At 64.3% G+C, this 26,120-nt stretch carries 28 protein-coding genes; 20 read left to right on the top strand and 8 right to left on the bottom strand.

All coding sequences use genetic code 11. The features are described from left to right. Window positions 1–6: 6 nt before the first annotated feature. The 3 genes from dut (at window position 7) to argB (ending at window position 3,975) form a co-directional block, all read left to right on the top strand. Entirely contained in the window at window positions 7–462 is a 456-nt protein-coding gene (gene dut, locus IFT76_RS16580; RefSeq protein WP_192059346.1) for a dUTP diphosphatase, read from the top strand. 1,158 nt (window positions 463–1,620) lie between these two features. Beyond that, entirely contained in the window at window positions 1,621–3,045 is a 1,425-nt protein-coding gene (locus tag IFT76_RS20860; protein WP_244647059.1) for a phosphomannomutase/phosphoglucomutase, read from the top strand. A 24-nt stretch (window positions 3,046–3,069) separates the two neighbouring features. Continuing rightward, the gene (argB, locus tag IFT76_RS16570) at window positions 3,070–3,975 is read left to right on the top strand and encodes an acetylglutamate kinase (protein ID WP_043192190.1); all 906 of its coding nucleotides are present in this window, start codon (window positions 3,070–3,072) and stop codon (window positions 3,973–3,975) included. A gap of 57 nt (window positions 3,976–4,032) precedes the next feature. Here the strand turns inward: argB and IFT76_RS16565 are convergent, their stop codons facing one another. Further along, complete coding sequence (locus IFT76_RS16565; protein WP_122480130.1) at window positions 4,033–4,626, bottom strand: DUF4124 domain-containing protein; 594 nt, start codon at window positions 4,624–4,626, stop codon at window positions 4,033–4,035. A 10-nt stretch (window positions 4,627–4,636) separates the two neighbouring features. Further along, the gene (pyrE, locus tag IFT76_RS16560) at window positions 4,637–5,278 is read right to left on the bottom strand and encodes an orotate phosphoribosyltransferase (protein WP_192059342.1); all 642 of its coding nucleotides are present in this window, start codon (window positions 5,276–5,278) and stop codon (window positions 4,637–4,639) included. An 82-nt stretch (window positions 5,279–5,360) separates the two neighbouring features. Here pyrE and IFT76_RS16555 point away from each other — a divergent pair, with 82 nt between their 5' ends. Next, complete coding sequence (locus tag IFT76_RS16555; RefSeq protein WP_043192186.1) at window positions 5,361–6,140, top strand: exodeoxyribonuclease III; 780 nt, start codon at window positions 5,361–5,363, stop codon at window positions 6,138–6,140. A 221-nt stretch (window positions 6,141–6,361) separates the two neighbouring features. Here IFT76_RS16555 and rph read toward each other — a convergent pair whose 3' ends face one another. Further along, complete coding sequence (rph, locus tag IFT76_RS16550) at window positions 6,362–7,084, bottom strand: ribonuclease PH (protein ID WP_122479965.1); 723 nt, start codon at window positions 7,082–7,084, stop codon at window positions 6,362–6,364. A gap of 249 nt (window positions 7,085–7,333) precedes the next feature. Here rph and IFT76_RS16545 point away from each other — a divergent pair, with 249 nt between their 5' ends. The 6 genes from IFT76_RS16545 (at window position 7,334) to IFT76_RS16520 (ending at window position 12,572) form a co-directional block, all read left to right on the top strand. Next, window positions 7,334–8,197, top strand: coding sequence for a YicC/YloC family endoribonuclease (locus IFT76_RS16545; protein ID WP_122479966.1), 864 nt, complete (start codon window positions 7,334–7,336; stop codon window positions 8,195–8,197). Window positions 8,198–8,209: 12 nt separating this feature from the next. Further along, window positions 8,210–8,830 carry a guanylate kinase gene (gene gmk, locus IFT76_RS16540; protein ID WP_122479967.1) on the top strand — a complete coding sequence of 207 codons (621 nt, stop codon included), beginning with the start codon at window positions 8,210–8,212 and terminating at the stop codon, window positions 8,828–8,830. Window positions 8,831–8,927: 97 nt separating this feature from the next. Continuing rightward, window positions 8,928–9,191: a DNA-directed RNA polymerase subunit omega gene (gene rpoZ / locus IFT76_RS16535; protein ID WP_043192179.1), complete on the top strand. Its 264-nt coding sequence runs from the start codon at window positions 8,928–8,930 to the stop codon at window positions 9,189–9,191. A gap of 63 nt (window positions 9,192–9,254) precedes the next feature. Next, a complete protein-coding gene (gene spoT / locus IFT76_RS16530) occupies window positions 9,255–11,366 on the top strand; it encodes a bifunctional GTP diphosphokinase/guanosine-3',5'-bis pyrophosphate 3'-pyrophosphohydrolase (protein ID WP_122479968.1) in 2,112 nt (703 codons plus the stop codon). Between the two features lie 31 nt (window positions 11,367–11,397). Further along, the gene (locus IFT76_RS16525; RefSeq protein ID WP_122716145.1) at window positions 11,398–11,778 is read left to right on the top strand and encodes a RidA family protein; all 381 of its coding nucleotides are present in this window, start codon (window positions 11,398–11,400) and stop codon (window positions 11,776–11,778) included. Window positions 11,779–11,837: 59 nt separating this feature from the next. Then, window positions 11,838–12,572, top strand: coding sequence for a hypothetical protein (locus tag IFT76_RS16520; RefSeq protein WP_192059340.1), 735 nt, complete (start codon window positions 11,838–11,840; stop codon window positions 12,570–12,572). 18 nt (window positions 12,573–12,590) lie between these two features. Here the strand turns inward: IFT76_RS16520 and IFT76_RS16515 are convergent, their stop codons facing one another. Then, on the bottom strand, window positions 12,591–13,442 hold the full coding sequence (locus tag IFT76_RS16515; RefSeq protein ID WP_192059338.1) for an SDR family oxidoreductase: 852 nt from the start codon (window positions 13,440–13,442) through the stop codon (window positions 12,591–12,593). Between the two features lie 194 nt (window positions 13,443–13,636). Between IFT76_RS16515 and exbB the strand changes: the two genes are divergently transcribed. The 6 genes from exbB to IFT76_RS16485 all read left to right on the top strand — a co-directional run bounded on the left by exbB (window position 13,637) and on the right by IFT76_RS16485 (window position 20,358). After that, entirely contained in the window at window positions 13,637–14,611 is a 975-nt protein-coding gene (exbB, locus tag IFT76_RS16510; RefSeq protein WP_192059336.1) for a tonB-system energizer ExbB, read from the top strand. 3 nt (window positions 14,612–14,614) lie between these two features. After that, window positions 14,615–15,040 carry a TonB system transport protein ExbD gene (gene exbD, locus IFT76_RS16505; RefSeq protein WP_122479972.1) on the top strand — a complete coding sequence of 142 codons (426 nt, stop codon included), beginning with the start codon at window positions 14,615–14,617 and terminating at the stop codon, window positions 15,038–15,040. After that, complete coding sequence (locus IFT76_RS16500) at window positions 15,037–15,780, top strand: energy transducer TonB (protein ID WP_122479973.1); 744 nt, start codon at window positions 15,037–15,039, stop codon at window positions 15,778–15,780. Before exbD ends, IFT76_RS16500 begins: the two co-directional genes overlap by 4 nt. 93 nt (window positions 15,781–15,873) lie before the next feature. Continuing rightward, window positions 15,874–16,800, top strand: coding sequence for a hydrogen peroxide-inducible genes activator (locus IFT76_RS16495; RefSeq protein ID WP_122479974.1), 927 nt, complete (start codon window positions 15,874–15,876; stop codon window positions 16,798–16,800). Then, window positions 16,797–18,872: an ATP-dependent DNA helicase RecG gene (gene recG, locus IFT76_RS16490; RefSeq protein ID WP_192059334.1), complete on the top strand. Its 2,076-nt coding sequence runs from the start codon at window positions 16,797–16,799 to the stop codon at window positions 18,870–18,872. Before IFT76_RS16495 ends, recG begins: the two co-directional genes overlap by 4 nt. 88 nt (window positions 18,873–18,960) lie before the next feature. Then, complete coding sequence (locus tag IFT76_RS16485; RefSeq protein ID WP_185794661.1) at window positions 18,961–20,358, top strand: aminoacyl-tRNA deacylase and HDOD domain-containing protein; 1,398 nt, start codon at window positions 18,961–18,963, stop codon at window positions 20,356–20,358. 16 nt (window positions 20,359–20,374) lie between these two features. Here IFT76_RS16485 and IFT76_RS16480 read toward each other — a convergent pair whose 3' ends face one another. From IFT76_RS16480 to IFT76_RS16470, 3 genes are all read right to left on the bottom strand, one after another. Continuing rightward, on the bottom strand, window positions 20,375–20,746 hold the full coding sequence (locus IFT76_RS16480; protein ID WP_122479975.1) for a helicase: 372 nt from the start codon (window positions 20,744–20,746) through the stop codon (window positions 20,375–20,377). A gap of 183 nt (window positions 20,747–20,929) precedes the next feature. Further along, entirely contained in the window at window positions 20,930–21,211 is a 282-nt protein-coding gene (locus tag IFT76_RS16475) for an HU family DNA-binding protein (protein WP_122479976.1), read from the bottom strand. Window positions 21,212–21,429: 218 nt separating this feature from the next. After that, window positions 21,430–21,597, bottom strand: a complete 168-nt coding sequence (locus tag IFT76_RS16470) for a rubredoxin (RefSeq protein WP_122479977.1) — start codon at window positions 21,595–21,597, stop codon at window positions 21,430–21,432. A gap of 180 nt (window positions 21,598–21,777) precedes the next feature. Between IFT76_RS16470 and IFT76_RS16465 the strand changes: the two genes are divergently transcribed. Both IFT76_RS16465 and ubiA read left to right on the top strand, forming a co-directional pair. Next, window positions 21,778–22,323: a chorismate--pyruvate lyase family protein gene (locus tag IFT76_RS16465; protein ID WP_446731069.1), complete on the top strand. Its 546-nt coding sequence runs from the start codon at window positions 21,778–21,780 to the stop codon at window positions 22,321–22,323. After that, complete coding sequence (ubiA, locus tag IFT76_RS16460) at window positions 22,323–23,213, top strand: 4-hydroxybenzoate octaprenyltransferase (protein WP_122479979.1); 891 nt, start codon at window positions 22,323–22,325, stop codon at window positions 23,211–23,213. The genes IFT76_RS16465 and ubiA overlap by 1 nt, the downstream gene beginning before the upstream one ends. A 54-nt stretch (window positions 23,214–23,267) precedes the next feature. On the opposite strand, the gene IFT76_RS16455 is transcribed toward ubiA, so the two are convergent. Beyond that, entirely contained in the window at window positions 23,268–23,663 is a 396-nt protein-coding gene (locus IFT76_RS16455; protein WP_192059330.1) for a COG4315 family predicted lipoprotein, read from the bottom strand. A gap of 144 nt (window positions 23,664–23,807) precedes the next feature. On the opposite strand from IFT76_RS16455, the gene phoB reads away from it, so the two are divergent. Continuing rightward, the gene (phoB, locus tag IFT76_RS16450) at window positions 23,808–24,497 is read left to right on the top strand and encodes a phosphate regulon transcriptional regulator PhoB (protein ID WP_122479981.1); all 690 of its coding nucleotides are present in this window, start codon (window positions 23,808–23,810) and stop codon (window positions 24,495–24,497) included. A 71-nt stretch (window positions 24,498–24,568) separates the two neighbouring features. Then, window positions 24,569–25,834 (top strand): phosphate regulon sensor histidine kinase PhoR, encoded by a 1,266-nt coding sequence (gene phoR / locus IFT76_RS16445; RefSeq protein WP_197976972.1) that lies wholly within the window; start codon window positions 24,569–24,571, stop codon window positions 25,832–25,834. The last annotated feature ends 286 nt before the right edge of the window (window positions 25,835–26,120 follow it).

The following is a 26,120-nucleotide window of genomic DNA, read 5'->3' as shown; positions in this document are numbered from 1 at the left end:
ACATTCATGCACGCCCTTCAAGCCAAAATCCTCGACCCACGCCTGGGCCGGGACTTCCCGCTGCCGCACTACGCCACACCCGGCTCCGCCGGCCTGGACCTGCGCGCCATGTTGCAGCAAGACACACTGCTGGCACCTGGGCAGACCTTGCTGATTCCTACCGGCCTGTCGATCTACATCGGTGATCCGGCCCTGGCGGCGCTGATCCTGCCGCGCTCGGGCCTGGGCCACAAGCATGGCATCGTGCTGGGTAATCTGGTCGGCCTGATCGACTCCGATTACCAGGGCGAACTGATGGTTTCGTGCTGGAACCGTGGCCACATCGAGTTCACCCTGACAGTGGGCGAGCGCATCGCCCAACTGGTATTGGTACCGGTGGTGCAAGCCCATTTCGAGCTGGTCGACAGCTTCGACGAAAGCCAGCGCGGGACCGGCGGTTTCGGTCACTCCGGCACCCAGTAGACGGCCATGCAGATCAGGCGGCGGTGGCGATACCATGCCGTTCCAGAGCGTTCAATGCGGAGATGACAGGTGAAAGGATTTCCTCGCAATGCCAAGACGGCCGAGCACGGCCAGGCTGCGAACGCACGGCCCAACGCCGGCAACCAGGCGTTGCTGCTCGCCATTGCCGGGGTGCTTGCCGCCCTGCTGCTGATCTGGTTTCTGGTGGTTGCACCGCTGGCCGGCCGCGCCTTCCAGAACGCCGAGGCGAGCGCCGCCGCGCCTTTCATCGCGGGCCTGGACGCTGCGATCGCGCGTCAGGCCGGCCAGGCCGCCGCCCTGGCCCATTCACCTGCACTCATGGCCGCGCTGGCCAGCCAGGACCCCGCAGGTGTCGCCCAGGCCGCCAATGCAGTGCCGTTGATCGACGGTCTGCAAGGCGTGCGCCTGAACCTGCCGGGACAGGCCAAGGTCGACCAGCAGGGCGCGGCCCCGATCAATTTTGCCGTACTGGACATGCTCAGCCGCGCCGAACGCGGTGTTGCCACCCCGCCTGAAGCCTACAAGGTCAACGGACGCTGGTGGATCTACACCGTCGCGGCCGTCCAGCAAGGCCCACAGTCACCCGTGCTGGGCACGCTGCTGCTGGGGTTCGACATGCAGCCACTGGTCAAGGCGCTGGCATTGCCCGACGCCGAGTTCGGCCAGTTGCGCCTGCAACAAAGCGTACTGGGCAGCCCACCGCAACTGCTGGTCGAGCAAGGCAGCAACGCGTCTGCCACCCGCTATCCGTATGCGACCTCCAACCCCAACTGGCGCCTGGAATTCAGCCCGGGGCCGTTGTTCCAACCGCCCTTCGCCTGGAGTTCGCTGGGCCTGATGATGCTGGCGGCGGCAATTGCCATTGGCTGCGCGGCGCTGGCGGTGCGTCTCGCCCAGCGCCAGCTGTATGCGCGCATCGAGGCCGATGCGCGGCAACTCGAGCAGTTGCTCGACGAGTTGTCCGGCGGCAAGGCGGTCAAGGCGTTCGGCCTCAGCCTGGCGCCACTCAACGGCCTGGCACAGGGCCTGGCGCGGCTGTCGCTGCGTGAAGGCAGCGCGCAACCCACCGACGGCACTGCCACTGTGCCAGCGCCTGCTGCGGACAATTGGACCAATCCGATCTTTCAGGACACCGACATGCTCGAAGTCGACGCGGCGGAGCCTGACCCTGACCCAGGCACCCTGCCACCGGCGCTGCCCCACGGGATCTTTCGCGCCTATGACATCCGCGGCATCGTCGGCAGTACCCTGAATGCCGACACGGCCTACTGGGTCGGCCGCGCCGTCGGTGCGCAAAGCCTGGCCATGGGCGAGGCCAACGTCAATGTCGGCCGGGACGGACGCCTGTCCGGGCCGGAGCTGGTGCAGCCGCTGATCCAGGGGCTGGTCGACGCCGGCTGCCACGTCAGCGACGTGGGCCTGGTGCCGACACCGGCGTTGTACTATGCCAACCACGTGCTGACCGGACGTTCCGGGGTGATGCTCACCGGCAGCCACAACCCGCCTGACTACAACGGCTTCAAGGTGGTGATCGCCGGCGACACGCTGGCCAACGAACAGATCCTGGCATTGCATCAGCGCCTGCTGCACAACGACCTCAGCCAGGGCCAGGGCAGTGTCGAACAGGTGGACATCCTGCCGCGCTATGTCGCGCAGATCCGCGATGACATCGTGCTCACCCGTCGACTCAAGGTGGTGGTCGACTGCGGCAACGGCGCCGGCGCGGTGGTAGCCCCGGAACTGATCCAGGCCCTGGGGTGCGAGGTCATCCCGCTGTTCTGCGAGGTCGACGGGCATTTCCCCAACCACCACCCGGACCCGAGCAAGGCCGCCAACCTGCAGGCGTTGATCGCCAAGGTGGACGAAAGCGGCGCCGACCTGGGCCTGGCCTTCGATGGCGACGCCGACCGTGTGGGCGTTGTCACCAACACCGGTCGCATCATCCATCCCGATCGCCTGCTGATGCTGTTCGCGCGCGATGTGCTGTCGCGTAATCCCGGTGCCGACGTGATTTACGACGTCAAGTGCACGCGCCGCCTGGGCCCTCTGATCAAGGAGCACGGCGGGCGTCCGGTGATGTGGAAGACGGGGCATTCCCTGATCAAGAAAGAGATGAAGCGCACTGGCGCGCTGGTAGCCGGGGAAATGAGCGGGCACATCTTCTTCAAGGAGCGCTGGTTCGGCTTCGACGACGGCATCTACAGCGCCGCGCGACTGCTGGAAATCCTCAGCCGGGAAAACCTCAGCGCCGAAGAGGTGTTCGCTGCATTCGCCGACGACGTGTCCACGCCCGAACTGAATATCCCGGTGACCGAAGACAGCAAATTCAGCCTCATCGACGCCTTGCACCAAAGCGCCCAGTGGGGCGACGCGCAGCTCACCACCATCGATGGCGTGCGCGTGGACTACCCTAGAGGCTGGGGCCTGGTCCGTGCCTCCAACACCACGCCGGTGCTGGTGACACGCTTCGAAGCCGAAGACGCCGAGGAACTCGAACGAATCCAGGGCGTCTTCCGTACCCAGCTGTTGAAAGTCGCACCTGACCTGCACCTACCGTTCTGACCACTTGTTTCACTGGAGCCCCGCATGACCCTCGAACGTGATGCCGCCACCAACGTCGCCAAGGTATTGTCCGAAGCGCTGCCCTATATCCGCCGCTTCGTCGGCAAGACCCTGGTGATCAAGTACGGCGGCAACGCGATGGAGAGCGAAGAGCTCAAGACCGGTTTCGCCCGTGACATCGTGCTGATGAAGGCTGTCGGCATCAACCCGGTGGTGGTGCACGGTGGCGGGCCGCAGATCGGCGACCTGCTCAAGCGCCTGTCCATCGAGAGCCATTTCGTCGACGGCATGCGGGTTACCGATGCGCAGACCATGGACGTGGTGGAGATGGTGCTGGGTGGCCAGGTCAACAAGGACATCGTCAACCTGATCAACCGCCACGGCGGCAGCGCCATCGGCCTGACCGGCAAGGACGCCGAGCTGATCCGCGCGCGCAAGCTCACGGTGACTCGCCAGACGCCTGAAATGACCAAGCCGGAAATCATCGACATCGGCCACGTCGGGGAAGTCACCGGGGTCAACACCGATCTGCTGAACATGCTGGTCAACGGCGATTTCATTCCGGTGATCGCGCCCATCGGTGTCGGCCCGGACGGTGAGTCCTACAACATCAACGCCGATCTGGTAGCGGGCAAGGTGGCCGAGGCGCTCAAGGCCGAGAAGCTGATGCTGCTGACCAACATCGCCGGCTTGATGGACAAGGAAGGCAATGTACTGACCGGCCTGACCACCGAGCAGGTCGCCGGTCTGATCGCTGACGGCACCATTTATGGCGGCATGCTGCCCAAGATCCGCTGCGCACTGGAAGCGGTCCAGGGCGGCGTGACCACCTCGCACATCATCGACGGCCGCGTTCCCAACGCCGTGTTGCTGGAAATCTTCACCGACAGCGGTGTCGGTACCCTGATCAGCAACAAGAAAATCGGTTGATCCGACAGCGGTGCGCCAAACGCACCGCAGCGATCGCCGACGCGGCTTGCGCCGCTGCTACAGAGGGTTTTCGAGGAGTTTGACCAGTTGGGTTCGCTGCTGCGCAAAGCCGGCGTCGGCTTCGCTGCGCGATTGCTGCAGCCTGGCGATGCGGGTTTGCAGCTCGGCGACTTGAGCGTGCACATCACGCAGCTGGTCGAGCATCGACGTCGACACCTCCTGACCTGCGCGTTCCTGGGCGGCAGCCTGCCCCTGCAATGTCGCCTGCTGACCCTGCAAGGTCTTCACGTTCGCCGTGGCCACGGCAATCAGCGCATCGATTTCCGCCCGACGACGGGCACTGGCCTTGTCCAGCTCTTCCAGCGATGGATAGCGCTCGAGCAGCTGCGCATCGGCCTGCGCCTGCACATCGGCCTGCTGCTTGAGACGCAGTTCCTCGGCCGTGGGTGCAGGCGGCACTGTCTGCACCACCCGACCGGTCTGGTTGAGCACCTGGTAACCCTTGCCCACGTACTCCGGGGGCACGCCCTGGCGATCCAGTACGGTCACGCCGCGGCTATCGACGTAGCGATAGAGCAGCATGCCCGGCGCCTCGGCCGCCGTTGCCGCCAGCACCGGCAGCAGGCTGATCGCCGCCACCGCCAGGCGCAGACGCACGTGCTCAGATACCGTATTGCGCACGGTAGGCTTCGACCGCCGGCAGATGCTGCTTGAGCTGCGCATCATCGGCGAGAAATTCCAGCACCTGGTTCAGCGAAACGATACTGACCACCGGCACGGCGAAGTCACGCTCCACCTCCTGGATGGCCGACAGCTCGCCGTTGCCACGCTCCTGGCGATTCAAGGCGATCACGACCCCGGCGGCGGTCGCACCCTGCTGCTGGATGATCTGCATCACTTCACGGATGGCCGTACCGGCGGTGATCACGTCGTCGATGATCAGCACGTTGCCCGCCAACGGCGAGCCGACCAGGCTGCCACCTTCGCCGTGCGCCTTGGCTTCCTTGCGATTGAAGCACCAGGGCACGTCCAGCTGGTGCCTTTCGGCCAGTTGCACGGAAGTGGCGGCCGCCAGGGGAATACCCTTGTAGGCAGGGCCGAACAACACGTCGAAGGCAATGCCGCTGTCAACGATGGCTGCGGCATAATAGCGCGCCAGTTCGGCCAGTGCGGCGCCGGTATTGAACAGGCCGGCATTGAAGAAATAAGGGCTGGTACGCCCTGATTTCAGGGTGAATTCGCCGAAACGCAGAACGCCTCGATCAATGGCAAAACGAATGAAGTCGCGCTGATAGGCCTGCATCGAAAAAGTCCCGGATACCACGGATTTAGCTAATTAGGTAGAGCTCGGGTATCATACACGCACAAGATTTTTGGGGCCATGTATGCGGATCATCAGTGTGAACGTCAATGGTATTCAGGCGGCAGTCGAGCGCGGGTTGCTCAGTTGGCTGCAGGCCCAGAATGCCGACGTCATCTGCTTGCAGGACACCCGTGCTTCCGCCTTTGAACTGGACGACGCCGCCTTCCAACTGGACGGCTACTTCCTTTATGCATGCGATGCCGAAGTGCCCGCCCAAGGCGGCGTGGCGCTGTACTCGCGGTTGCAACCCAAGGCGGTCATCAGTGGGCTGGGTTTCGAGACAGCCGACCGCTACGGGCGTTATCTGCAGGCAGATTTCGACAAGCTCAGTATTGCCACCCTGCTGTTGCCCTCGGGCATGAACGGCGATGAAGACTTGAACCAGAAGTTCAAGCTCATGGACGACTTCGGCAAGTACCTGGACAAGCAACGGCGCAAGCGTCGCGAATACATCTACTGTGGCTCGCTGTATGTCGCGCAACAGAAACTCGACATCAAGAACTGGCGCGACAGCCAGCAGTCGCCGGGTTTCCTGGCACCCGAGCGCGCCTGGATGGACGAAATCGTCGGCAACATGGGTTACGTCGACGCACTGCGCGAAGTCAGCCGCGAAGGCGACCAGTACAGCTGGTGGCCCGACAACGAACAGGCCGAGATGCTCAACCTGGGCTGGCGCTTCGACTACCAGCTGCTCACACCTGGCCTGCGCCGTTTCGTGCGCAGCGCGCGCCTGCCGCGCCAGCCGCGTTTTTCCCAGCATGCGCCACTGATCGTGGACTACGACTGGACCCTGACGATCTGATCGCCAGGCACAAAAAAGCCGACCCTTCGAGGTCGGCTTTTTTGTTTGCTTCTTGCAGAGCTTGAAACACTGTGGGAGCGGGGCGGGCGGCGAGCCCTCTGCCCGCGAATACAGACCCCGCGGTCAGTCTGATGCACCGCAGCGTCTGCATTCGCGGGCAGAGCCCGCTCCCACAGTAAGCTCGCCCCTGGAGAGAGCCTGCCCCCCCACAGAGGTTTGCATCACTCGCCCAGGGCGACTTTCTGCAAGGCGAAGATTTCTTCCATGCCGTGCTGAGCCAGCGCCAGCATGGCGTTCAGCTCGGCGGGCTGGAACGGCGCGCCTTCGGCGGTGCCCTGCACTTCGATGAAACCACCGGTGCTGGTCATCACCACGTTGAGGTCGGTCTCGGCGGCGGAGTCTTCCAGGTAGTCCAGGTCCAGGACCGGCTCGCCCTGATACATGCCCACCGATACTGCAGCGATCATCTGCTTGAGCGGATCGCCGCCTTTCAGGCCGCCGCGCTTCTTGACCATTTTCAAGGCATCGACCAACGCCACCATGGCACCGGTAATGGACGCGGTACGGGTACCGCCATCAGCCTGGATCACATCGCAATCGACGTAGAGGGTGATGTCGCCCAGCTTGCTCATGTCGAGCGCTGCGCGCAGCGAACGGCCGATCAGGCGCTGGATTTCCAGGGTGCGACCGCCTTGCTTGCCACGGCTCGCCTCACGCTGGTTACGGTCGCCGGTGGCGCGTGGCAGCATGCCGTATTCGGCCGTCAGCCAACCCTGGCCCTGGCCTTTGAGGAAGCGCGGAACGCCGTTTTCGACGCTGACGGTGCAGATCACCTTGGTGTCGCCGAACTCTACCAGCACCGACCCTTCGGCGTGCTTGGTGTAGTTGCGAGTGATGCGGATCGAGCGGAGCTGATCGGCGGCGCGACCACTTGGACGTTTCATCGGGATACCTGTACTGGACTCAAATCTGGCGGGCATTATAGGGCGTCCGACCACGAATTGCCCGCGCGGGGTCTGAGCGGGACATTGCAGATGGCCTCTGCGCCGGCACAGGGCTCACCGCCCGCCCCGCTGCCACAGTGTGTGCAATGCCATGCGGGGATGGACAAGGCAGCATTGGGAGCCAGCGCCAGGTTGCGCTACAATCCTGCGCCTCGATTCATCCTCCACCGCCTGCGAGGTTTCCCCCCCATGGTGCACAGCATGACCGCCTTCGCCCGCTGCGAACGCGCCGCGGCCCAGGGCACCCTGAGCTGGGAGCTGCGCTCGGTCAATCACCGCTACCTGGAACCGCACCTGCGCCTGCCCGAGGCCCTGCGCGACCTCGAAGGCTCGGTGCGCGAAGCACTGCGCCAGGGACTCTCGCGCGGCAAGGTCGAATGCACCCTGCGCTACACCGAGGAAACCGGCGGCCAGCCCCTGCAGGTCGATCGTGAACGCGCCACCCAACTGATAGCCGCCGCCGAGACCATCGCCGGCTTGATCAAGCAGCCTGCGCCACTCAACCCGTTGGAAGTGCTGGCCTGGCCTGGCGTGCTGGTGGCCGATGCCAGCGATCCGCAGGCCTTGAGCACGGCGGCCAACGAATTGTTCGCTCAGGCGCTGGCCGAGCTGAAGCATGGCCGCGTGCGCGAAGGCGCCGAACTGGCCCGACTGATCAACGACCGGCTCGATGCCATGAGCAGCGAGGTCGCCACCCTGCGCAGCCTGGTACCGCAGATGCTCAGCACGCAACGGCAGAAGATCCTCGATCGCTGCGCCGACCTGCAGGTCGAACTCGATCCGCAGCGTCTGGAGCAGGAAATGGTCCTGTTGGCGCAGAAAAGCGACGTGGCCGAAGAGCTCGATCGCCTCGCCACCCACGTTACCGAAGTGCGTCGCGTGCTCAAGGCCGGCGGCGCCGCCGGCCGACGCCTGGATTTCCTCATGCAGGAACTCAACCGCGAAGCCAACACCCTGGGCTCCAAAGCCTTCGACCCACGTAGTACGCAGGCTGCCGTCAACCTCAAGGTGTTGATCGAGCAGATGCGTGAACAAGTGCAGAACATTGAGTAAGGCCAACCCGTCATGAACCACAGCACCGGCACCCTGTACATCGTTTCGGCCCCTTCGGGCGCTGGCAAGACCAGCCTGGTCAAGGCCCTGATCGACGCCCAGCCGTCCATTCGCGTCTCGGTCTCGCACACCACCCGCGCCATGCGGCCAGGCGAAGCCTGCGGCGTGAACTACCACTTCGTCGACCGCGAAACCTTCATAGACATGATCGGCCATGGCGATTTCCTGGAGCAGGCCGAAGTGTTCGGCAACCTCTACGGTACGTCCCAGAGCCACCTGCAGCAGACGCTCGACGAAGGCCACGACCTGATCCTGGAAATCGACTGGCAAGGCGCCGAGCAGGTGCGTCGGCTGATGCCAGGGGCGCGCTCGATCTTCATTCTGCCGCCTTCGCAACTGGCGCTGCGCCAGCGCCTGACCAACCGCGGCACCGACAGCGACGAGATCATCGAGACGCGCATGCGCGAAGCGGTCAGCGAGATGAGCCACTATGTGGAATACGATTACCTGATCATCAACGACGACTTCGCCTCGGCCCTGGAAGACCTGAAAGCGGTGTTTCGCGCCAACCGCCTCCAGCAGCAGGCGCAGCAGCAAAGGCACGGCAATTTGCTGGCCGAGCTGCTTGCCTGAAAACAAAGCTTCCCTAAACGCTGGTGATTTTTTAAACTGTCTAGTCCGCTCGCCCATCCGGGCTGCGCGCATAATCGCATTTGCTACGAGGAAGACCATGGCCCGCGTAACCGTTGAAGACTGCCTAGAACACGTGGATAACCGTTTCGAGCTGGTCATGCTCTCCACCAAACGCGCTCGCCAACTGGCGACCGGCGGCAAAGAGCCGAAAGTGGCGTGGGAAAATGACAAGCCTACCGTGGTAGCCCTGCGTGAAATCGCCGAAGGCCTGATCGACTATGCTGCTATCGCTGAAGCTGAAATCGTTGAAGACGAGCCCCTCTTCGCAGCGTTCGAAGACGAGGCCAACGAGGCCGTCTGAGTCCATGCCCGGTCGACGCTGTACGGCGCGAGGTTCTATCCCACATCGGCAGGAGGTTTTCCCTTGCCGAGCATAGACGCCCTCGCCGATCGCCTGTCGACCTACCTCGGCAAGGAACAGGTCAACCTGGTCCGCCGAGCGTACTTCTACGCCGAACAAGCCCACGACGGCCAACGCCGTCGCAGCGGTGAAGCCTACGTCACGCATCCGCTGGCGGTGGCAGGCATTCTCGCCGACATGCACATGGACCATCAGAGCCTGATGGCGGCCATGCTGCACGATGTGATCGAAGATACCGGTATCGCCAAGGAAGCACTCAGTGCCCAGTTCGGCGAAACCGTGGCCGATCTGGTCGACGGGGTCAGCAAGCTGACCCAGATGAACTTCGAGACCAAGGCCGAGGCCCAAGCGGAAAACTTCCAGAAAATGGCCATGGCCATGGCCCGGGATATCCGCGTCATTCTGGTCAAGTTGGCCGACCGCCTGCACAACATGCGCACCCTCGAGGTGCTGTCCGGTGAAAAGCGCCGGCGCATCGCCAAGGAAACCCTGGAGATCTACGCGCCCATCGCCAACCGCCTGGGCATGCACAACGTGCGCGTCGAATTCGAGGACCTGGGCTTCAAGGCCATGTACCCGATGCGCTCGGCGCGTATCTACCAGGCCGTCAAGCGCGCCCGGGGCAATCGCAAGGAGCTGGTCAACAAGATCGAGCAGTCCCTGGCCCATTGCCTGTCGGTGGATGGCATCGAGGGCGATGTCAGCGGGCGGCAGAAACACATCTATGGCATCTACAAGAAGATGCGCGGCAAGCGTCGTGCCTTCAACGAGATCATGGATGTGTATGCGTTCCGCATCGTGGTCGACAAGGTCGACACCTGCTACCGCGTGCTGGGCGCCGTGCATAACCTGTACAAGCCGCTGCCGGGTCGCTTCAAGGACTACATCGCGATCCCCAAGGCCAATGGCTACCAGTCGCTGCACACCACCCTGTTCGGCATGCACGGCGTGCCCATCGAGATCCAGATCCGCACCCGTGAAATGGAAGAGATGGCCAACAACGGCATCGCTGCCCATTGGCTGTACAAGTCCAGCGACGACGAACAGCCCAAGGGCACCCATGCCCGTGCCCGCCAGTGGGTCAAGGGCGTGCTGGAAATGCAGCAACGTGCCGGCAACTCGCTGGAATTCATCGAGAGCGTGAAGATCGACCTGTTTCCGGACGAGGTCTACGTGTTCACCCCCAAGGGTCGCATCATGGAGCTGCCCAAAGGCTCCACCGCGGTGGACTTCGCCTATGCGGTGCACACCGACGTGGGCAACAGCTGCATTGCCTGCCGCATCAACCGACGCCTGGCTCCGCTCTCCGAGCCGCTGCAGAGCGGCTCGACGGTGGAAATCGTCAGCGCGCCCGGCGCCAGGCCCAACCCGGCCTGGCTCAACTTCGTGGTCACCGGCAAGGCCCGCACGCACATTCGCCACGCCCTGAAGCTGCAGCGCCGCTCCGAGTCGGTGAACCTTGGCGAACGCCTGCTCAACAAGGTGCTCAATGGTTTCGACAGCGCTCTGGACACGATCCCCGCCGAGCGCATTCAGGCGATGCTGGCCGAGTACCGCCTGGAACTCATCGAAGACCTGCTCGAAGACATCGGCCTGGGCAACCGCATGGCCTATGTGGTGGCTCGACGCCTGCTGGCGACCGATGGCGGCGAGCAGCTGCCCAGCCCCGAGGGGCCGCTGGCCATCCGCGGCACCGAAGGCCTGGTGCTCAGCTATGCCAAGTGCTGCACGCCGATTCCCGGCGACCCGATCGTCGGTCACCTGTCGGCGGGCAAGGGCATGGTGGTCCACCTGGAAAACTGCCGCAACATCAGCGAAATCCGCCACAATCCAGAGAAGTGCATCCAGCTGGGCTGGGCCAAGGACGTCACGGGCGAGTTCAATGTCGAACTGCGCGTGGAGCTCGAACACCAGCGCGGCCTGATCGCGCTGCTGGCCAGCAGCGTCAACGCGGCCGATGGCAACATCGAGAAAATCAGCATGGACGAACGCGATGGCCGCATCAGCGTGGTCCAGCTGGTGGTCAGCGTGCACGACCGCGTGCACCTGGCCCGCGTGATCAAGAAACTGCGCGCCCTGGCAGGCGTCACCCGTCTCACGCGTGTGCGTGCGTGAGGCGCAGAACCTTCATTTCAAGGAGCTGTTCATGACCAAGACCGTAATCACCAGCGACAAGGCCCCGGCCGCCATCGGCCCCTATTCCCAAGCCATCAAGGCTGGCAATACCGTCTACATGTCCGGCCAGATCCCACTGGATCCCACTACCATGGAGCTGGTCGAAGGGTTCGAAGCCCAGACCGTGCAGGTCTTCGAGAACCTCAAGTCGGTGGCCGAGGCGGCCGGTGGTTCGTTCAAGGACATCGTCAAGCTCAACATCTTCCTGACCGACCTGGGCCATTTCGCCACGGTCAACGAAGTGATGAGCCGCTATTTCCAGCAGCCCTATCCGGCCCGTGCCGCCATTGGCGTTGCCGCCCTGCCCAAAGGCGCGCAGGTTGAAATGGACGCTATCCTGGTCATCGAATAAGCCGCTTCGCGCGCTGCGGCCACTGGCTGCAGCGCCGTCCGCCAGCAAGGACTTCCTTCATGCGTCACGCGCTCGCCCTATCTCTGGCCGCCCTGTTCCTGGGCGGCTGCGCCAGCCACGATAACGTGGACCCCAACGGCGTCTGGATCAATCAGAAAGCCATCGATGCCGCGGCCAAGGGCGCAAGCCTGCGCCAGGCGCTGCTGGCCAACGGCCCGACCCTGGAGTGGTCGATCGACACCGTGGCCGGCCAGGCCCGGTTCAGCAATGGCTTCGAAGAGGGCGAAGGCAAGCTGCTGCCCCAGGCCGACGGCCAGCTCAAGGTGGACTTCTACGGTAACGGCGAAGACACCCTGAAGGTCGACGGCGATACCCTGCAGCAGGCAGCGAGCGATAACACCCCGGTGCAGACGTTCAGCAAGTCGGCGACGCCCGTGCGTGCGGACACGCCAGCGGGCAGCACCTTCGAGCAGGCACTGTACACCGCCTACATGGGTGGCGACTGGAAAGTGGTCGAGGGCCCGGGCAAGGGCGGCGTGGCGCATTTCCTTCCCGACGGCCGCATCGACGGGCTGGCCGGCCTGGATCGCTATGCGCTGTGCCTGGCGGGCGACTGCGCCGCCATGAGTGGCGAGTTCGACAGCATGTGGCTGGAACAGCAACAGCGCGGCAATGCGTTCATCTTTCGTCGCAACGGCAACCAACTGGAAATCCTGCAGGCGCTCAACCAGGCCCAGGATGACGAAATGCCCAACCTGGTGCCCGGCACCCGGCGCTGGTTGCTCAGCAAGTAACACCAGGCGAATGCACGATTATCGTTCCAGCAAGGCTGCGTAGCCCTCACGGTAGGTGGGGTACTGCGGCAGCCAGCCGAGCGCCTTGGCGCGCGCATTGCTGCAGCGCTTGGAACCGGTGCGGCGAATGCTCTGGGTCTGCGACCGATGGGTGACGCCAAGGTACGCCCGCAGCCAGTCCACGACCTCGTGCAGTGCTGCCGGGGCGTCGTCGACACCTATATAGCAATCGTCCAGCACCTCACCCCGAGCATCCGCTTGCAGCACGAACGCCAGCAGGCCGGCGGCATCGTCCGCGTGAATGCGGTTGCCATACAGCGGTGGCTGCGACGCGACCTGATACCCCTCGCGCACCTGAGCCGCCAACCGCTCACGGCCAGGACCATAGATGCCGGTCAAGCGCACAACGGTCGCCGGCACCGGGGCGTTCAGCGCCAGTTGCTCGGCCTTGCGCATCAGCTGCCCGGAAAATCCGCCTGGCGCTACCGGCGAGGTCTCATCGACCCACTCCCCTTCGCTCTGTCCGTACACGCTGCTGCTGGACACGAAGACTATTCGACTGGGTGTCTGCCGGTTCTCTGCCAACCAGGCCAGCACATGGCCCAGACCGTCGACATAGGCCGCCTGATAACCCGCCTCGTCATGCTGGGTGGCGGCCACGCAATACAGCAGGTAATCCAGGGGCTCCCGTGGCCAGGCGTCGGGGCATCGTGCCTGATGCAGGTCGGCAGCGACGCCGAGCACACCGGTGGGCAGCTGCTCGACCTGTCGCCGCAGGCCGTACACGCGCCAGTCCAGCGCCAACAGACGGCGGGCGACGCGACTGCCGATATCGCCGCAACCGGCTATCAATACAGTGGGTGAGGTCATGCGCAAGGCTCCTGAAAGTCAGGCGTCGAGCCTACCTGCGCCGGGGCTTTGGCCGCCAGCGGAATTAAATAAGTTACATTATTACTTTTGCTAACAAGAATTACTTGCAATAATACTTCCCCAATCTGTTCTCGGTCTTTCGCGAGGCCTTGCAGAACGTTGACCCCTTTTCTCTCTTCTCAGGTCCGGCCAGCATGATTCGCAAACACCCTTCCGCTTCGCCAAACCAGCCACGCGCATGGCGCGCCATTGCAGCGTTGCTGCTGGGCCTGGCCATCGCCCCGCTGTCATTCGCCGACGCCACCGCTCCGAACACAGCACCCAACACGGCGCCCGCCAGCACCGCAGCACCGGTACCGGCCGCACCGGCCAATGCAGTGCCTGCCGCAGCTCCTGCACAGGGATCCGAGCCACTGGCTCCGGCGCCGGCCGAGCAGGCGCTGGTAGAGGACACCACGCTGGGCATGGGCCACGACCTGTCGCCCTGGGGCATGTACCAGAACGCCGACATCGTGGTGAAGGCCGTTATGATCGGCCTGGCCATCGCCTCGATCATCACCTGGACCATCTGGATCGCCAAGGGCTTCGAGCTGTTGGGCGCCAAGCGTCGCCTCAAGGGTGAAATTGCCGCGCTGAAGAAGGCCGCCAACCTGAAGCAGGCAAGCGAGACTGCCACCCGCAAGGGCACGCTGGCCAACCTGCTGGTACACGACGCGCTCGAAGAAATGCACCTGTCGGCGAATGCGCGCGAGCGTGAAGGCATAAAGGAGCGCGTCAGCTTCCGTCTCGAGCGCCTGGTAGCTGCCTGCGGCCGCAACATGAGCATGGGCACCGGCGTGCTGGCCACCATCGGTTCCACCGCACCCTTCGTCGGCCTGTTCGGCACCGTGTGGGGCATCATGAACAGCTTCATCGGCATCGCCAAGACCCAGACCACCAACCTGGCGGTGGTCGCACCCGGCATCGCCGAGGCCCTGCTGGCCACGGCACTGGGCCTGGTGGCGGCCATTCCCGCGGTGGTCATCTACAACGTTTTCGCCCGCTCCATCGCCGGCTACAAGGCGCAGGTATCGGACGCTTCGGCGCAGGTGCTGCTGCTGGTCAGCCGCGACCTGGACCACCAGCCAGGCGAGCGTGCAGCTCAGCCGCAGATGGTCAAGGTGGGCTGACCTATGGGCCTGCACCTGAACGAAGGCGGCGATGATCTCGCCGAGAACCATGAAATCAACGTGACGCCGTTCATCGACGTCATGCTGGTGCTGCTGATCATCTTCATGGTCGCTGCCCCCCTGGCGACCGTGGACATCAAGGTCGACCTGCCCGCGTCCACCGCCAAGCCCGCGCCGCGGCCCGAAAAACCAGTATTCCTGAGCGTCAAGGCCGATCAGAACCTGTACGTGGGCGATGACCGGATCGAGCGTGCGCAACTGGGCCAGATCCTCGACGCCAAGACCCACGGTAACAAGGACACGACCATCTTCTTCCGGGCCGACAAGGGCGTGGATTACGGCGACCTGATGGAAGTGATGAACACCCTGCGCGGCGCGGGCTACCTGAAGGTAGGCCTGGTCGGACTCGAGACGGCAGCCAAGCAATGATCACGACGCGCCAGAAAACGACGCGTTATGGTGCCAGCCTGGCGGTAGTCCTCGGCGTGCATGCAGTGGCCGTGGTGATTGCCTTGAACTGGCCCGCGCCGCAGCCTATCGAGCTGCCGCCGCAGGCCATGATGGTGGAGATGGCGCCGCTGCCCGAGCCTGCGCCACCGCCGCCACCCCAGGTCGTCACACCCCCTCCGCCGCCTGAACCGGTGGTCGAGGATCCGTTGCCGAAGCTGGCCGAAGCGCCCAAGCCGACCATCTCCGTGCCCAAGCCGACGCCGCCCAAGCCCAAGCCCAAACCGCAGCCGCCCAAGGTCGAGAAGAAACCCGAACCGCCCAAGGAGCAACCGCCGGCCGAACAGACCGTCGACAGCCGCCCTGCTCCCCCGCAACCGGCCAAGCCGGCAGCGCCCGCGCCAAGTGTGCCATCCAACAGCAACGCGCTGCCCAGCTGGCAGAGCGACCTGCTGCGTCATCTGGCCAAGTACAAGAAGTACCCCGAAGACGCACGTCGTCGCGGCATGACCGGGGTCAACCGCTTGCGCTTCGTGGTGGACGCCGACGGCAAGGTGTTGTCTTACTCCCTGGCCGGCGGTTCAGGCAGTGCCGCACTGGATCGCGCGACCATGGAGATGATCCGTCGAGCGCAACCCTTGCCCAAGCCGCCGGCCGAGATTCTGGTCAACGGCAGCCTGGAAGTGGTCGCACCTTTCGTCTACTCGCTGGACAAGCGCTGAATCGCGGATATTGATGCGTTTCAGCACGGTTGATAACGTGCGTCTATCGGTTGCAGCCGCTATGCTGGGCTCGCAACTTCATGGACGCACGTTATGACCCTCACAGAATTGCGCTACATCGTTACCTTGGCCCAGGAACAACACTTCGGCCACGCTGCCGAACGCTGCCACGTCAGCCAGCCTACCCTGTCGGTAGGCGTCAAGAAGCTCGAGGACGAGCTCGGCGTGCTGATCTTCGAACGCAGCAAGAGCGCCGTGCGCCTGACCCCGGTGGGTGAAGGCATCGTCGCCCAGGCACAGAAGGTGCTCGAGCAGGCCCAAGGCATTCGCGAACTGGCCCAGGCTGGCAAGAACCAGCTGACGGCCCCGCTCAAGGTCGGCGCCATCTACACCGTCGGCCCGTACCTGTTCCCGCACCTGATTCCGCAACTGCACCGCGTTGCGCCACAGATGCCGCTGTACATCGAGGAAAACTTCACTCACATCCTGCGCGACAAGCTGCGCAACGGTGAGCTGGACGCGGTGATCATCGCGCTGCCGTTCAATGAAGCCGATGTACTGACCCTGCCGCTCTATGACGAGCCGTTTTACGTGCTGATGCCTGCCGACCACCCGTGGACGCGCAAGGAAACCATCGACTCGGGCCTGCTCAACGACAAGAGCCTGCTGCTGCTGGGTGAAGGCCACTGCTTCCGCGACCAGGTGCTGGAAGCCTGCCCCACCCTGACCAAGGGTTCGGAGGGTGCCAAGCACACCACCGTCGAGTCCAGTTCGCTGGAAACCATTCGGCACATGGTCGCGTCGGGCCTGGGTGTTTCGATCCTGCCGCTGTCGGCAGTCGACAGTCATCACTACGCCCCCGGCATCATCGAAGTCCGCCCACTGACCCCGCCGACGCCGTTCCGCACCGTGGCCATCGCCTGGCGCGCGAGCTTCCCGCGGCCCAAGGCGATCGAGATCCTCGCCGACTCGATCCGTCTGTGTTCGGTGGCCAAACCGGTGGGCCGCGACGCGCCATGACCGAGCTGGCTCAGGTAGCGGTCACCGCGCTCAAGGGCGTGGGCGAGGCCATGGCGGAAAAACTCGCCAAGGTCGGTCTTGAAAACCTGCAGGACGTGTTGTTCCACTTGCCCCTGCGCTATCAGGACCGTACCCGCGTGGTGCCGATCGGCGCCCTGCATCCCGGCCAGGATGCGGTCATCGAGGGGGTGGTCAGTGGCGCCGACGTGTCCATGGGCAAGCGACGCAGCCTGCTGGTACGCCTGGGCGATGGCAGCGGTTCGTTGAGCCTGCGCTTCTATCACTTCAGCAATGCCCAGAAGGAAGCGCTCAAGCGCGGCACGCACCTGCGTTGCTACGGCGAAGCGCGGCCCGGCGCTTCGGGGCTGGAGATCTACCACCCCGAATACCGCGTCCTGACCGGTGAAGAAGACATTCCGGTCGAACAGAACCTGACGCCGATCTACCCGACCACCGAAGGCCTGACCCAGCAGCGTCTGCGTCAGTTGTCCCAGCAGGCCCTCGACCTGCTGGGGCCGCGCAGCCTGCCCGACTGGTTGCCCCTGGAGTTGGCGCGCGAGCATCGACTGGCGCCGCTGGACGAAGCGATCCGCTACCTGCATCGTCCACCACCGGACGCCGATCTCGAGGAGCTTGCGGTCGGTCATCACTGGGCTCAGCACCGCCTGGCCTTCGAAGAGCTGCTGACCCATCAGCTTTCGCAGCAACGCCTGCGCGAAAGCCTGCGTGCCCAGCGCGCACCCGCCCTGCCCCTGGCCAAAGAACTGCCGGGGCGCTACCTGCACAACCTGGGTTTTGCACCGACCGGGGCGCAGCGTCGGGTCGGCGCGGAAATAGCCTACGACCTGAGTCAACCGGAGCCGATGCTGCGCCTGGTGCAGGGCGACGTCGGCGCCGGCAAGACGGTGGTAGCTGCGCTGGCTGCGCTGCAGGCGCTGGAGGCGGGCTATCAGGTTGCCCTGATGGCGCCGACCGAGATTCTCGCCGAACAGCATTTCATCACCTTCCAGCGCTGGCTCGAACCGCTGGGCATCGAAGTCGCGTGGCTGGCCGGCAAGCTCAAGGGCAAGGCGCGGGTCAGTGCACTGGAGCGTATCGTCGGCGGCGCGCCCATGGTGGTGGGTACCCACGCGCTGTTTCAAGCCGAGGTGCAGTTCGCCCGCCTGGCCCTGGTGATCATCGATGAGCAGCATCGTTTCGGCGTGCAGCAGCGTCTGGCGCTGCGGCAGAAAGGCGTGGGCGGCACCCTGTGCCCGCACCAGTTGATCATGACCGCCACGCCCATCCCGCGGACCCTGGCCATGAGCGCCTACGCCGACCTCGACACCTCGGTGCTCGACGAGCTGCCACCCGGGCGCACGCCGGTCAACACGGTGCTGGTGGCCGACAGCCGTCGCCCGGAAGTGTTGGAGCGGGTGCGCGCCGCCTGTGCCGAGGGCCGCCAGGCCTATTGGGTCTGCACCCTGATCGAGGAATCCGAAGAGCTGACCTGTCAGGCCGCGCAGAGTACCTTCGAAGAGCTGACCCTGGCCCTTGGCGAGCTGCGCGTCGGGCTGATCCACGGGCGCATGAAGCCGGTCGAGAAGGCCGCGGTGATGGCGCTGTTCAAGGCCGGCGAACTGCAGCTGCTGATCGCTACCACGGTGATCGAAGTCGGGGTCGATGTACCCAACTCCAGCCTGATGATCATCGAGAACCCGGAACGCCTCGGGCTTGCCCAGCTTCACCAGTTGCGCGGTCGGGTTGGTCGCGGCAGTGCCGCCAGCCACTGCGTGCTGCTCTACCACCCCCCACTGTCGCAGATCGGCCGGGAACGGCTGGGCATCATGCGCGAGACCAATGACGGCTTCGTGATCGCCGAAAAGGACCTGCAGCTGCGGGGCCCTGGCGAGATGCTCGGCACCCGGCAGACCGGACTGCTGCAGTTCAAGGTCGCCGACCTGATGCGCGACGCCGACCTGCTGCCGGCCGTGCGCGACGCTGCTCAAGTGCTGATCGAACGCTGGCCCGGGCACGTCACGCCGCTGCTGGAACGCTGGCTGCGCCACGGGCAGCAATACGGTCAAGTCTGACGCGCGCCGGAAACTTGCGCGATAGAGGTCTCGGTTTCCCAGACAAGCTGAGTATACTGAGGCGAATGTAGGACAATGGATGCAGACCATGAATGAATATGCGCTGGAAGCCGTCACTCCGCACGCCGCCTCGGTGATCCAGAAGATGCTCGACGATTTCGGCATCGCCTGGAGCCAGGTGGACGCACAGCACGTGACCGCTGCCGATGCCAGTCGTACGATCCAGGCCGTGCTGCTGGCCGATGCGATCGGCGCGCTCATGGTGCTGTTTCCACAGAGCAAGCTGCTGGACCTCAGCCGCCTGGCCGAATTGACTGGGCGCAAGCTCACCGCGGTGCCCGAAGAGCGCCTGATGAAGATGCTGGGCAAGCACCAACTGACCGTGCTCCCGGCCCTGCCGATCCTCACCAGTTCGCCGTGCCTGTACGATGAGCGCCTGATGCTCGAACCCACGCTGCTGATCAGTTCCGGGGAACCGGGTACATGGCTGGAGATCAGCGGCGACGATTTCCGCAAGATGCTCACCAAGGCCAGCTCAGGCGTGTTTGGCGAACCACTGGCCAATGTTCGCCCCAACCTCGATCGCCCCGACGACGACAGCCAGGAAATCGATCGCGCCGTGCAGAATTTCACTGCACGGCGAATCCAGCAGCGCCTGGAGTCGACCATCGAGATTCCACCGCTGGCGGCCACTGCGCAGAAAATCATCAAGCTGCGTGTCGACCCCAACGCGACCATCGACGACATCACCGGCGTGGTCGAAACCGACCCGGCGCTGGCCGCGCAAGTGGTCAGCTGGGCCGCTTCACCCTACTACGCGTCACCGGGCAAGATCCGTTCGGTGGAAGATGCCATCGTCCGCGTGCTGGGTTTCGACCTGGTCATCAACCTGGCGCTGGGCCTCGCCCTGGGCAAGACCATGAGCCTGCCCAAGGATCATCCTCAGCACGCCACGCCCTACTGGCACCAGTCCATCTACGTCGCGGCGGTGATCGAAGGCCTGACGCGTGCCATGCCTCGGGCCAGTCGTCCGGAGGCAGGCCTCACTTATCTGGCCGGTTTGCTGCACAACTTTGGCTACCTGCTGCTCGCCCACGTCTTTCCGCCGCATTTTTCCTTGATCTGTCGCCACCTGGAGGTCAATCCGCATCTGCAACATGACTTCGTCGAGCAGCACCTGCTGGGTGTCACCCGCGAGCAGATGGGTGCCTGGCTGATGCGCTATTGGGAAATGCCGGAAGAGCTGAGCACGGCGCTGCGCTTTCAGCATGACCCTGGCTACACCGGCGAGCACGCCGCCTACGCCAACCTGGTCTGCCTGGCCATCCGCTTGCTGCGCAGCCGCGGTATCGGCAGTGGCGAGCAACACATTCCGGACGCCCTGCTCGAACGCCTGGAGCTGAGCCGAGACAAGGCCGAAGATGTCGTGAGCAAGGTGCTGGAAGCCGAAGCGCTGTTGCGCGAGCTGGCCCACCAGTTCGACTGACCGGTGCGCGGGTGCCTCAGCGCTTTTTCGGCCTGAGGTACTTCATCGCGCCCTGGAACCACACGACCAGTGCCGGATTGCCCTTGATCTGAATGTGCTTGTCCTGGATGCCTTGCATGAAGGCCAGCTGTTTGTTGCTGGCCTGCAAGGTGTCGTAGCCGTATCCGGCATCCCTGAACGCAATCGCGAAGGCCGGCTGCGCCACGCTGCCGCTGCGGCTGGTCACGCGTTGATCACGCACGGTGAAGTGCCGGGCGATCTTGCCGTCCTGTGTCTGCAGCTGGAACACCAGGTCCTTGTCCTTGAGTTGCTGGGCGAATGCCGGATTGTTGCGGCTGGCGCGGGCCATCATCAGGCCCATGGCCCAGAGCAGAAGGCGGAATTTCATGGCGAAGTCTCGGCACGGGAAAGTGCCGGCGAGTGTACCGGCAATGCCTTGGCCAAGGCAGCCCGGCTACGCCTGGGCACGATGTTTGGCAGGTATGCCGGCAGTGGCGGCGGCGCGTACGTCGCAGGCACCCGGCGAACCGGGTGCCATGGGACTGCGCTCAGCGGCGCGGCAGCAGACACCTCACTTGGTGGTGTTCACGCTGTCCTTGAGAGATTTCCCAGGCTTGAAGGCAACGGTATTGCTGGCCTTGATCTTCACCGGCTCGCCGGTCTGCGGATTCTTGCCGGTGCGGGCGCCGCGGTGACGCTGGATGAAGGTGCCGAAGCCCACCAGGGTGACACTGTCCTTGCGATGCAGTGCGCCGGTGATTTCTTCGAGTACGGCATTCAAGACGCGGTTGGCCTGTTCCTTGGTCAGGTCCGCTTTTTCAGCAATGGCATCTACGAGCTCTGGTTTACGCATGGTGAAGCCTCTCATTGACGGTTTTTGTTTTTATTGGCGGCTGCCTGGAGGACGGCGACGCCCAACTCGCCGCAGGCTCTACGCTGCGGCAGACGGAGTGAGAATGGCACGCTGCACGAGGGCGCGCCAGTGTCTGCCACGGGTTTGTTGCGGCCAGATGCCGGTTATTCCGACAGAACGGCGCCGATCCGCACGCCGGGCCTGCCTGTGGGTAGCAATCAGCCGATCTCGATCATTTCGAAATCCATCTTGCCCACGCCACAATCGGGGCAAAGCCAGTCTTCGGGCACGTCTTCCCAGCGGGTTCCGGGGATGATCCCGTCCTCGGGCCAGCCATCGGCTTCGTTGTAGATCAGGCCACAGACGATACATTGCCACTTCTTCATCATTTCCCCTTGGTATTCAGGCGGTCTGGCGGGCGCTCGATGGTGTGACGTTGTCGCCCGGCTCTCGCGGTTTGTACTGATCAACGCCGTGCGATGCAAGCTTCATCAGGCGCGGGCAGCCAATCGGCGTTGGCAAACATGATAAGCTCGGCGTCTTTCCGGCCGACCCGATCCACTACCGTGCCCCACTCAGGATACCCCTCCCCCGACTGGCAATGCCTGGCCGATGCCGAACCGCTGGTACACGACTGGCTGTTCGACCCAGGCTCCCTGACCCGCCGCTTGATCCAGCTCAGCGATGATCATTTCGGCGTCACCGTGCTGCTGCAGGACTGGCAGCCGCTGCGCGATGAAGAATGCCTGGCGCTGGGGGTGCCGCCGGCCAGCCAGGGCTGGGTGCGCGAGGTCTGCCTGCTCGGTCACGGCCAGCCATGGGTGTTCGCCCGCAGCGTGGCGGCGCGCAGCGGGCTGCAGGCCAGCGACCTGGATCTGCAGGCGCTGGGCAACCGCTCGCTGGGCGAGCTGTTGTTCTGCGACCCGGCGTTCGTCCGCGGTCCCATCCAGACCTGCCGCTACCCGGCCCGCTGGCTGCCCGCGCAGCAGGCTGGCGAGGGCCTGTGGGCGCGGCGCTCGCGTTTCGACCGCGGCCCGTTGGCGGTGCTGGTTGCCGAAGTCTTCCTGCCGCCGCTGTGGCAAGCCGTTCGTACCCAAGTGGAGAGCCGTTGATGTACCAGAGCCTGCTCAAGTCGCTGAACCGGCTGAACCCGCGCGCCTGGGATTTCGTCCAGCTCACGCGCATGGACAAGCCCATCGGCGTCTACCTGCTGCTCTGGCCGACGCTGTGGGCCTTGTGGATCGCCGGCGAAGGTCGGCCTTCGCTGGCCAACCTGGCGATTTTCGTTGCCGGCGTGGTGTTGATGCGTGCGGCCGGCTGCGTGATCAACGATTTCGCCGACCGCAAGGTCGACGGACACGTCAAGCGTACCGAAGCGCGGCCACTGGTCAGCGGCAAGATCAGCAGCAAGGAAGCACTGGTGTTCTTTGCCGTGCTGGTCAGCATCAGTTTCATTCTGGTGCTGTGCACCAACGCGCAGACCATCGGCCTGTCGGTCGGTGGCCTGGTATTGGCGGCGAGCTACCCGTTCATGAAGCGCTACACCTACTACCCACAGGTGGTGCTGGGCATGGCGTTCTCGTGGGGCATGCCGATGGCGTTCACCGCCGAAACCGGCGAGCTGCCAGCCGCCGCCTGGCTGCTGTGGATCGCCAACCTGCTGTGGACGGTGGCCTACGATACCTATTACGCCATGACCGACCGCGACGACGACCTGCGCATCGGGGTGAAGTCGACCGCCATCCTGTTCGGCGCTGCCGATCGGTTGATCATCGTCATTCTACAGGGGCTGGCGCTGGCCTGCCTGCTGCTGGCCGGCGCGCGGTTCGGCCTCGGCGGCTGGTTTCATGCAGGCCTGGCGGTAGCCGCCGTGTGCTTCGGCTGGCAGTGGTGGCACAGCCGCGAGCGCGAGCGGATGGCCTGCTTCAGGGCGTTTCTGCACAACCACTGGGTGGGCCTGGCGATTTTCGTCGGTATCGTGCTCGACTATGCGTTGCGTTGAGGGGCGTTGCGTCGATGCCGTCCCTGGCAGCTGCAGCGTAGCGCGCGAAGCGGATCAGTCTTCTACAGGGCGCGCCACCTGCCAGGCATTCTCCTTCTTGCCATCGCCACTGGTTTCGCCAGGCTTCTTGTCGCCCTTGTAGGTGTACAGCGGGCTGCCCATGTAGGCCCACTGCAGGCTGCCGTCGTCGCGGCTGAGCACGGTCCAGTCGCCATCGTCGCTGGCGCCCTTGTCGGCCATCAGCGGCGGCCAGTTCTTGGCGCAGTCGGCGTTGCACGTCGATTTGCCGTCTTCGTCCTCGCCGTAGGTATAGAGCGTCATGCCGCGACCATCGACGAATGCCTTGCCCGGTTCCAGGCGCGGATGATCGGCGGCCATCGCCATGCCGGACAGCGTCAGCGCCAGGGCGCCACACAGGGCCGTCCAGGCCGAAGTCGTGCGAGTCTTCATGAGTGCTTCTCGTCTTCAATGAACAGGGATTTACAGCTTAGTACAGTCTGACTAATTTGATACGCTCGAACACCTGTCACACGACTGCAATAATTGCGTTATCTAATGCGGCGCATGACAGGGTAATGACAAGAGGTTCGCACAATGGCTGGCAGGAGCATTCTCATCGTCGACGATGAGGCACCGATCCGCGAAATGATCGCCGTGGCCCTGGAAATGGCAGGCTACGACAGCCTCGAGGCGGAGAACGCGCAGCAGGCCCACGCGATCATCGTCGACCGCAAACCCGATCTCATCCTGCTCGACTGGATGCTGCCCGGCACCTCGGGCATCGAATTGGCCCGGCGCCTCAAGCGCGACGAGCTGACCGGCGATATCCCGATCATCATGCTCACCGCCAAGGGCGAGGAAGACAACAAGATCCAGGGCCTGGAAGTCGGTGCCGACGACTACATCACCAAGCCGTTCTCGCCGCGCGAACTGGTGGCCCGGCTCAAGGCCGTGCTGCGCCGCGCCGGCCCCAGCGATGGCGAATCGCCGATCGAAGTCGGCGGCCTGCTGCTCGACCCGATCAGCCATCGCGTCACCATCGACGGCAAGCCTGCCGAAATGGGCCCCACCGAATACCGCCTGCTGCAGTTCTTCATGACCCATCAGGAGCGTGCCTACACCCGCGGGCAGTTGCTCGACCAGGTCTGGGGTGGCAACGTCTATGTCGAAGAGCGCACCGTGGACGTGCATATCCGGCGCCTGCGCAAAGCCCTGGGTGACGCCTACGAAAATCTGGTACAAACCGTGCGCGGCACCGGTTACCGCTTCTCCACCAAGAGCTGAACCGGCAGGCTTTCACAGCAAAGGATGCGCGATACGTGAAACAAGACTGGTATGCCACCCTGGTGCGTCACATGCTGCTGCTGGTGGCGGGGTGCCTGTTGGTCGGGATGCTCACTGGCCACTACGGCTGGTGCCTGGCAGCGGGGCTGGCGGTGTACCTGGCCTGGACCCTCAAGCAACTGTTGCGCCTGCACCGCTGGCTGCGCGAGCACCAGCCCGACCAGCCGCCGCCCGACGGTTATGGCCTGTGGGGTGAAGTGTTCGACAGCATCTATCACATGCAGCGCCGTGATCAGCGCGCGCGCGGGCGGCTGCAGGCCGTGATCGACCGCGTGCAGGAGTCCACTGCGGCGCTGCGCGATGCGGTGATCATGCTCGACGCCGACGGCAACCTGGAATGGTGGAACCGCGCCGCCGAAACCCTGCTGGGGCTCAAGACCCCGCAGGACAGCGGCCAACCGGTGACCAACCTGATACGCCATCCACGCTTCAAGGAATACTTTGCGCACGAGCAGTACGCCGAGCCTCTGGAAATCCCCTCGCCGGTCAATGACCGCCTGCGCGTGCAGTTTCTGATCACCCGCTACGGCAACAACGAACACCTGATGCTGGTGCGCGATGTGACCCGCATTCATCAGCTGGAGCAGATGCGCAAGGATTTCGTGGCCAACGTGTCCCACGAGCTGCGCACGCCGCTGACGGTGATCACCGGCTACCTGGAAACCCTCCTGGACAACGTCGAAAACGTCAATCCACGCTGGACCCGGGCCCTGCAGCAGATGGAGCAGCAAGGCGTGCGCATGCAGACCCTGCTCAACGATCTGCTGTTGCTGGCCAAGCTGGAAGCTACCGACTACCCCTCGGACAACCTGCCGGTGGCGGTCACGCCTCTGCTGCAGAGCATCGTCAGCGACGCGCGGGCCTTGTCCGGGCCGCGTAACCAGACGATCAGCCTGGACATCGAAAACGATGTACTGCTCAAAGGCAGCGAGGCCGAGTTGCGCAGTGCGTTCTCCAATCTGGTGTTCAACGCGGTGAAATACACGCTGGAACAGGGGACCATCCGTGTGCGCTGCTGGGCCGATGCCCAGGGCGCCCACCTGCGGGTCCAGGACTCGGGAATCGGCATCGACGCCAAGCACCTGCCGCGCCTCACCGAACGCTTCTACCGAGTGGACTCGAGCCGGGCTTCCAACACCGGCGGTACCGGGCTGGGCTTGGCCATCGTCAAGCACGTGCTGCTGCGCCATCGGGCCACGCTGGAGATCAGCAGCGTGCCGGGCCGTGGCAGCCTCTTCACCTGCCACTTCTCGGCGGTGCAGGTAGTGATCCGGTAACCGCGCAGGGCGCGATCCTGTCGCAGGCGCGGCCATTGGCCGCGAAGCAGGCGCTACGGTGTGCAGGGGGGAGCGCGGCGCGCCCTTCGCGGCCACGGACCGCTCCTACGGGAATCGTGGTGTTCCTGTAGGAGCGGCCATTGGCCGCGAAGCAGGCGCTGCAGTCTGTTGGGAGAACGCTGCATATGGCAGCCTTATCGGCGCACCCCACTAGGCAAGTGCCCGCCCAGCCGTTACATTGCCAAACACATTACCCGCGCCGGGTATCGCCTCACTTCCCTTCCAG

This window comes from Pseudomonas sp. CFBP 13727 (assembly GCF_014841915.1).
GTDB classification, from domain to species: Bacteria; Pseudomonadota; Gammaproteobacteria; order Pseudomonadales; family Pseudomonadaceae; genus Aquipseudomonas; species Aquipseudomonas baltica.
The sequence above is the reverse complement of the archived record's forward strand: the minus strand, read 5'-3'. Positions and strand labels throughout refer to the sequence as shown.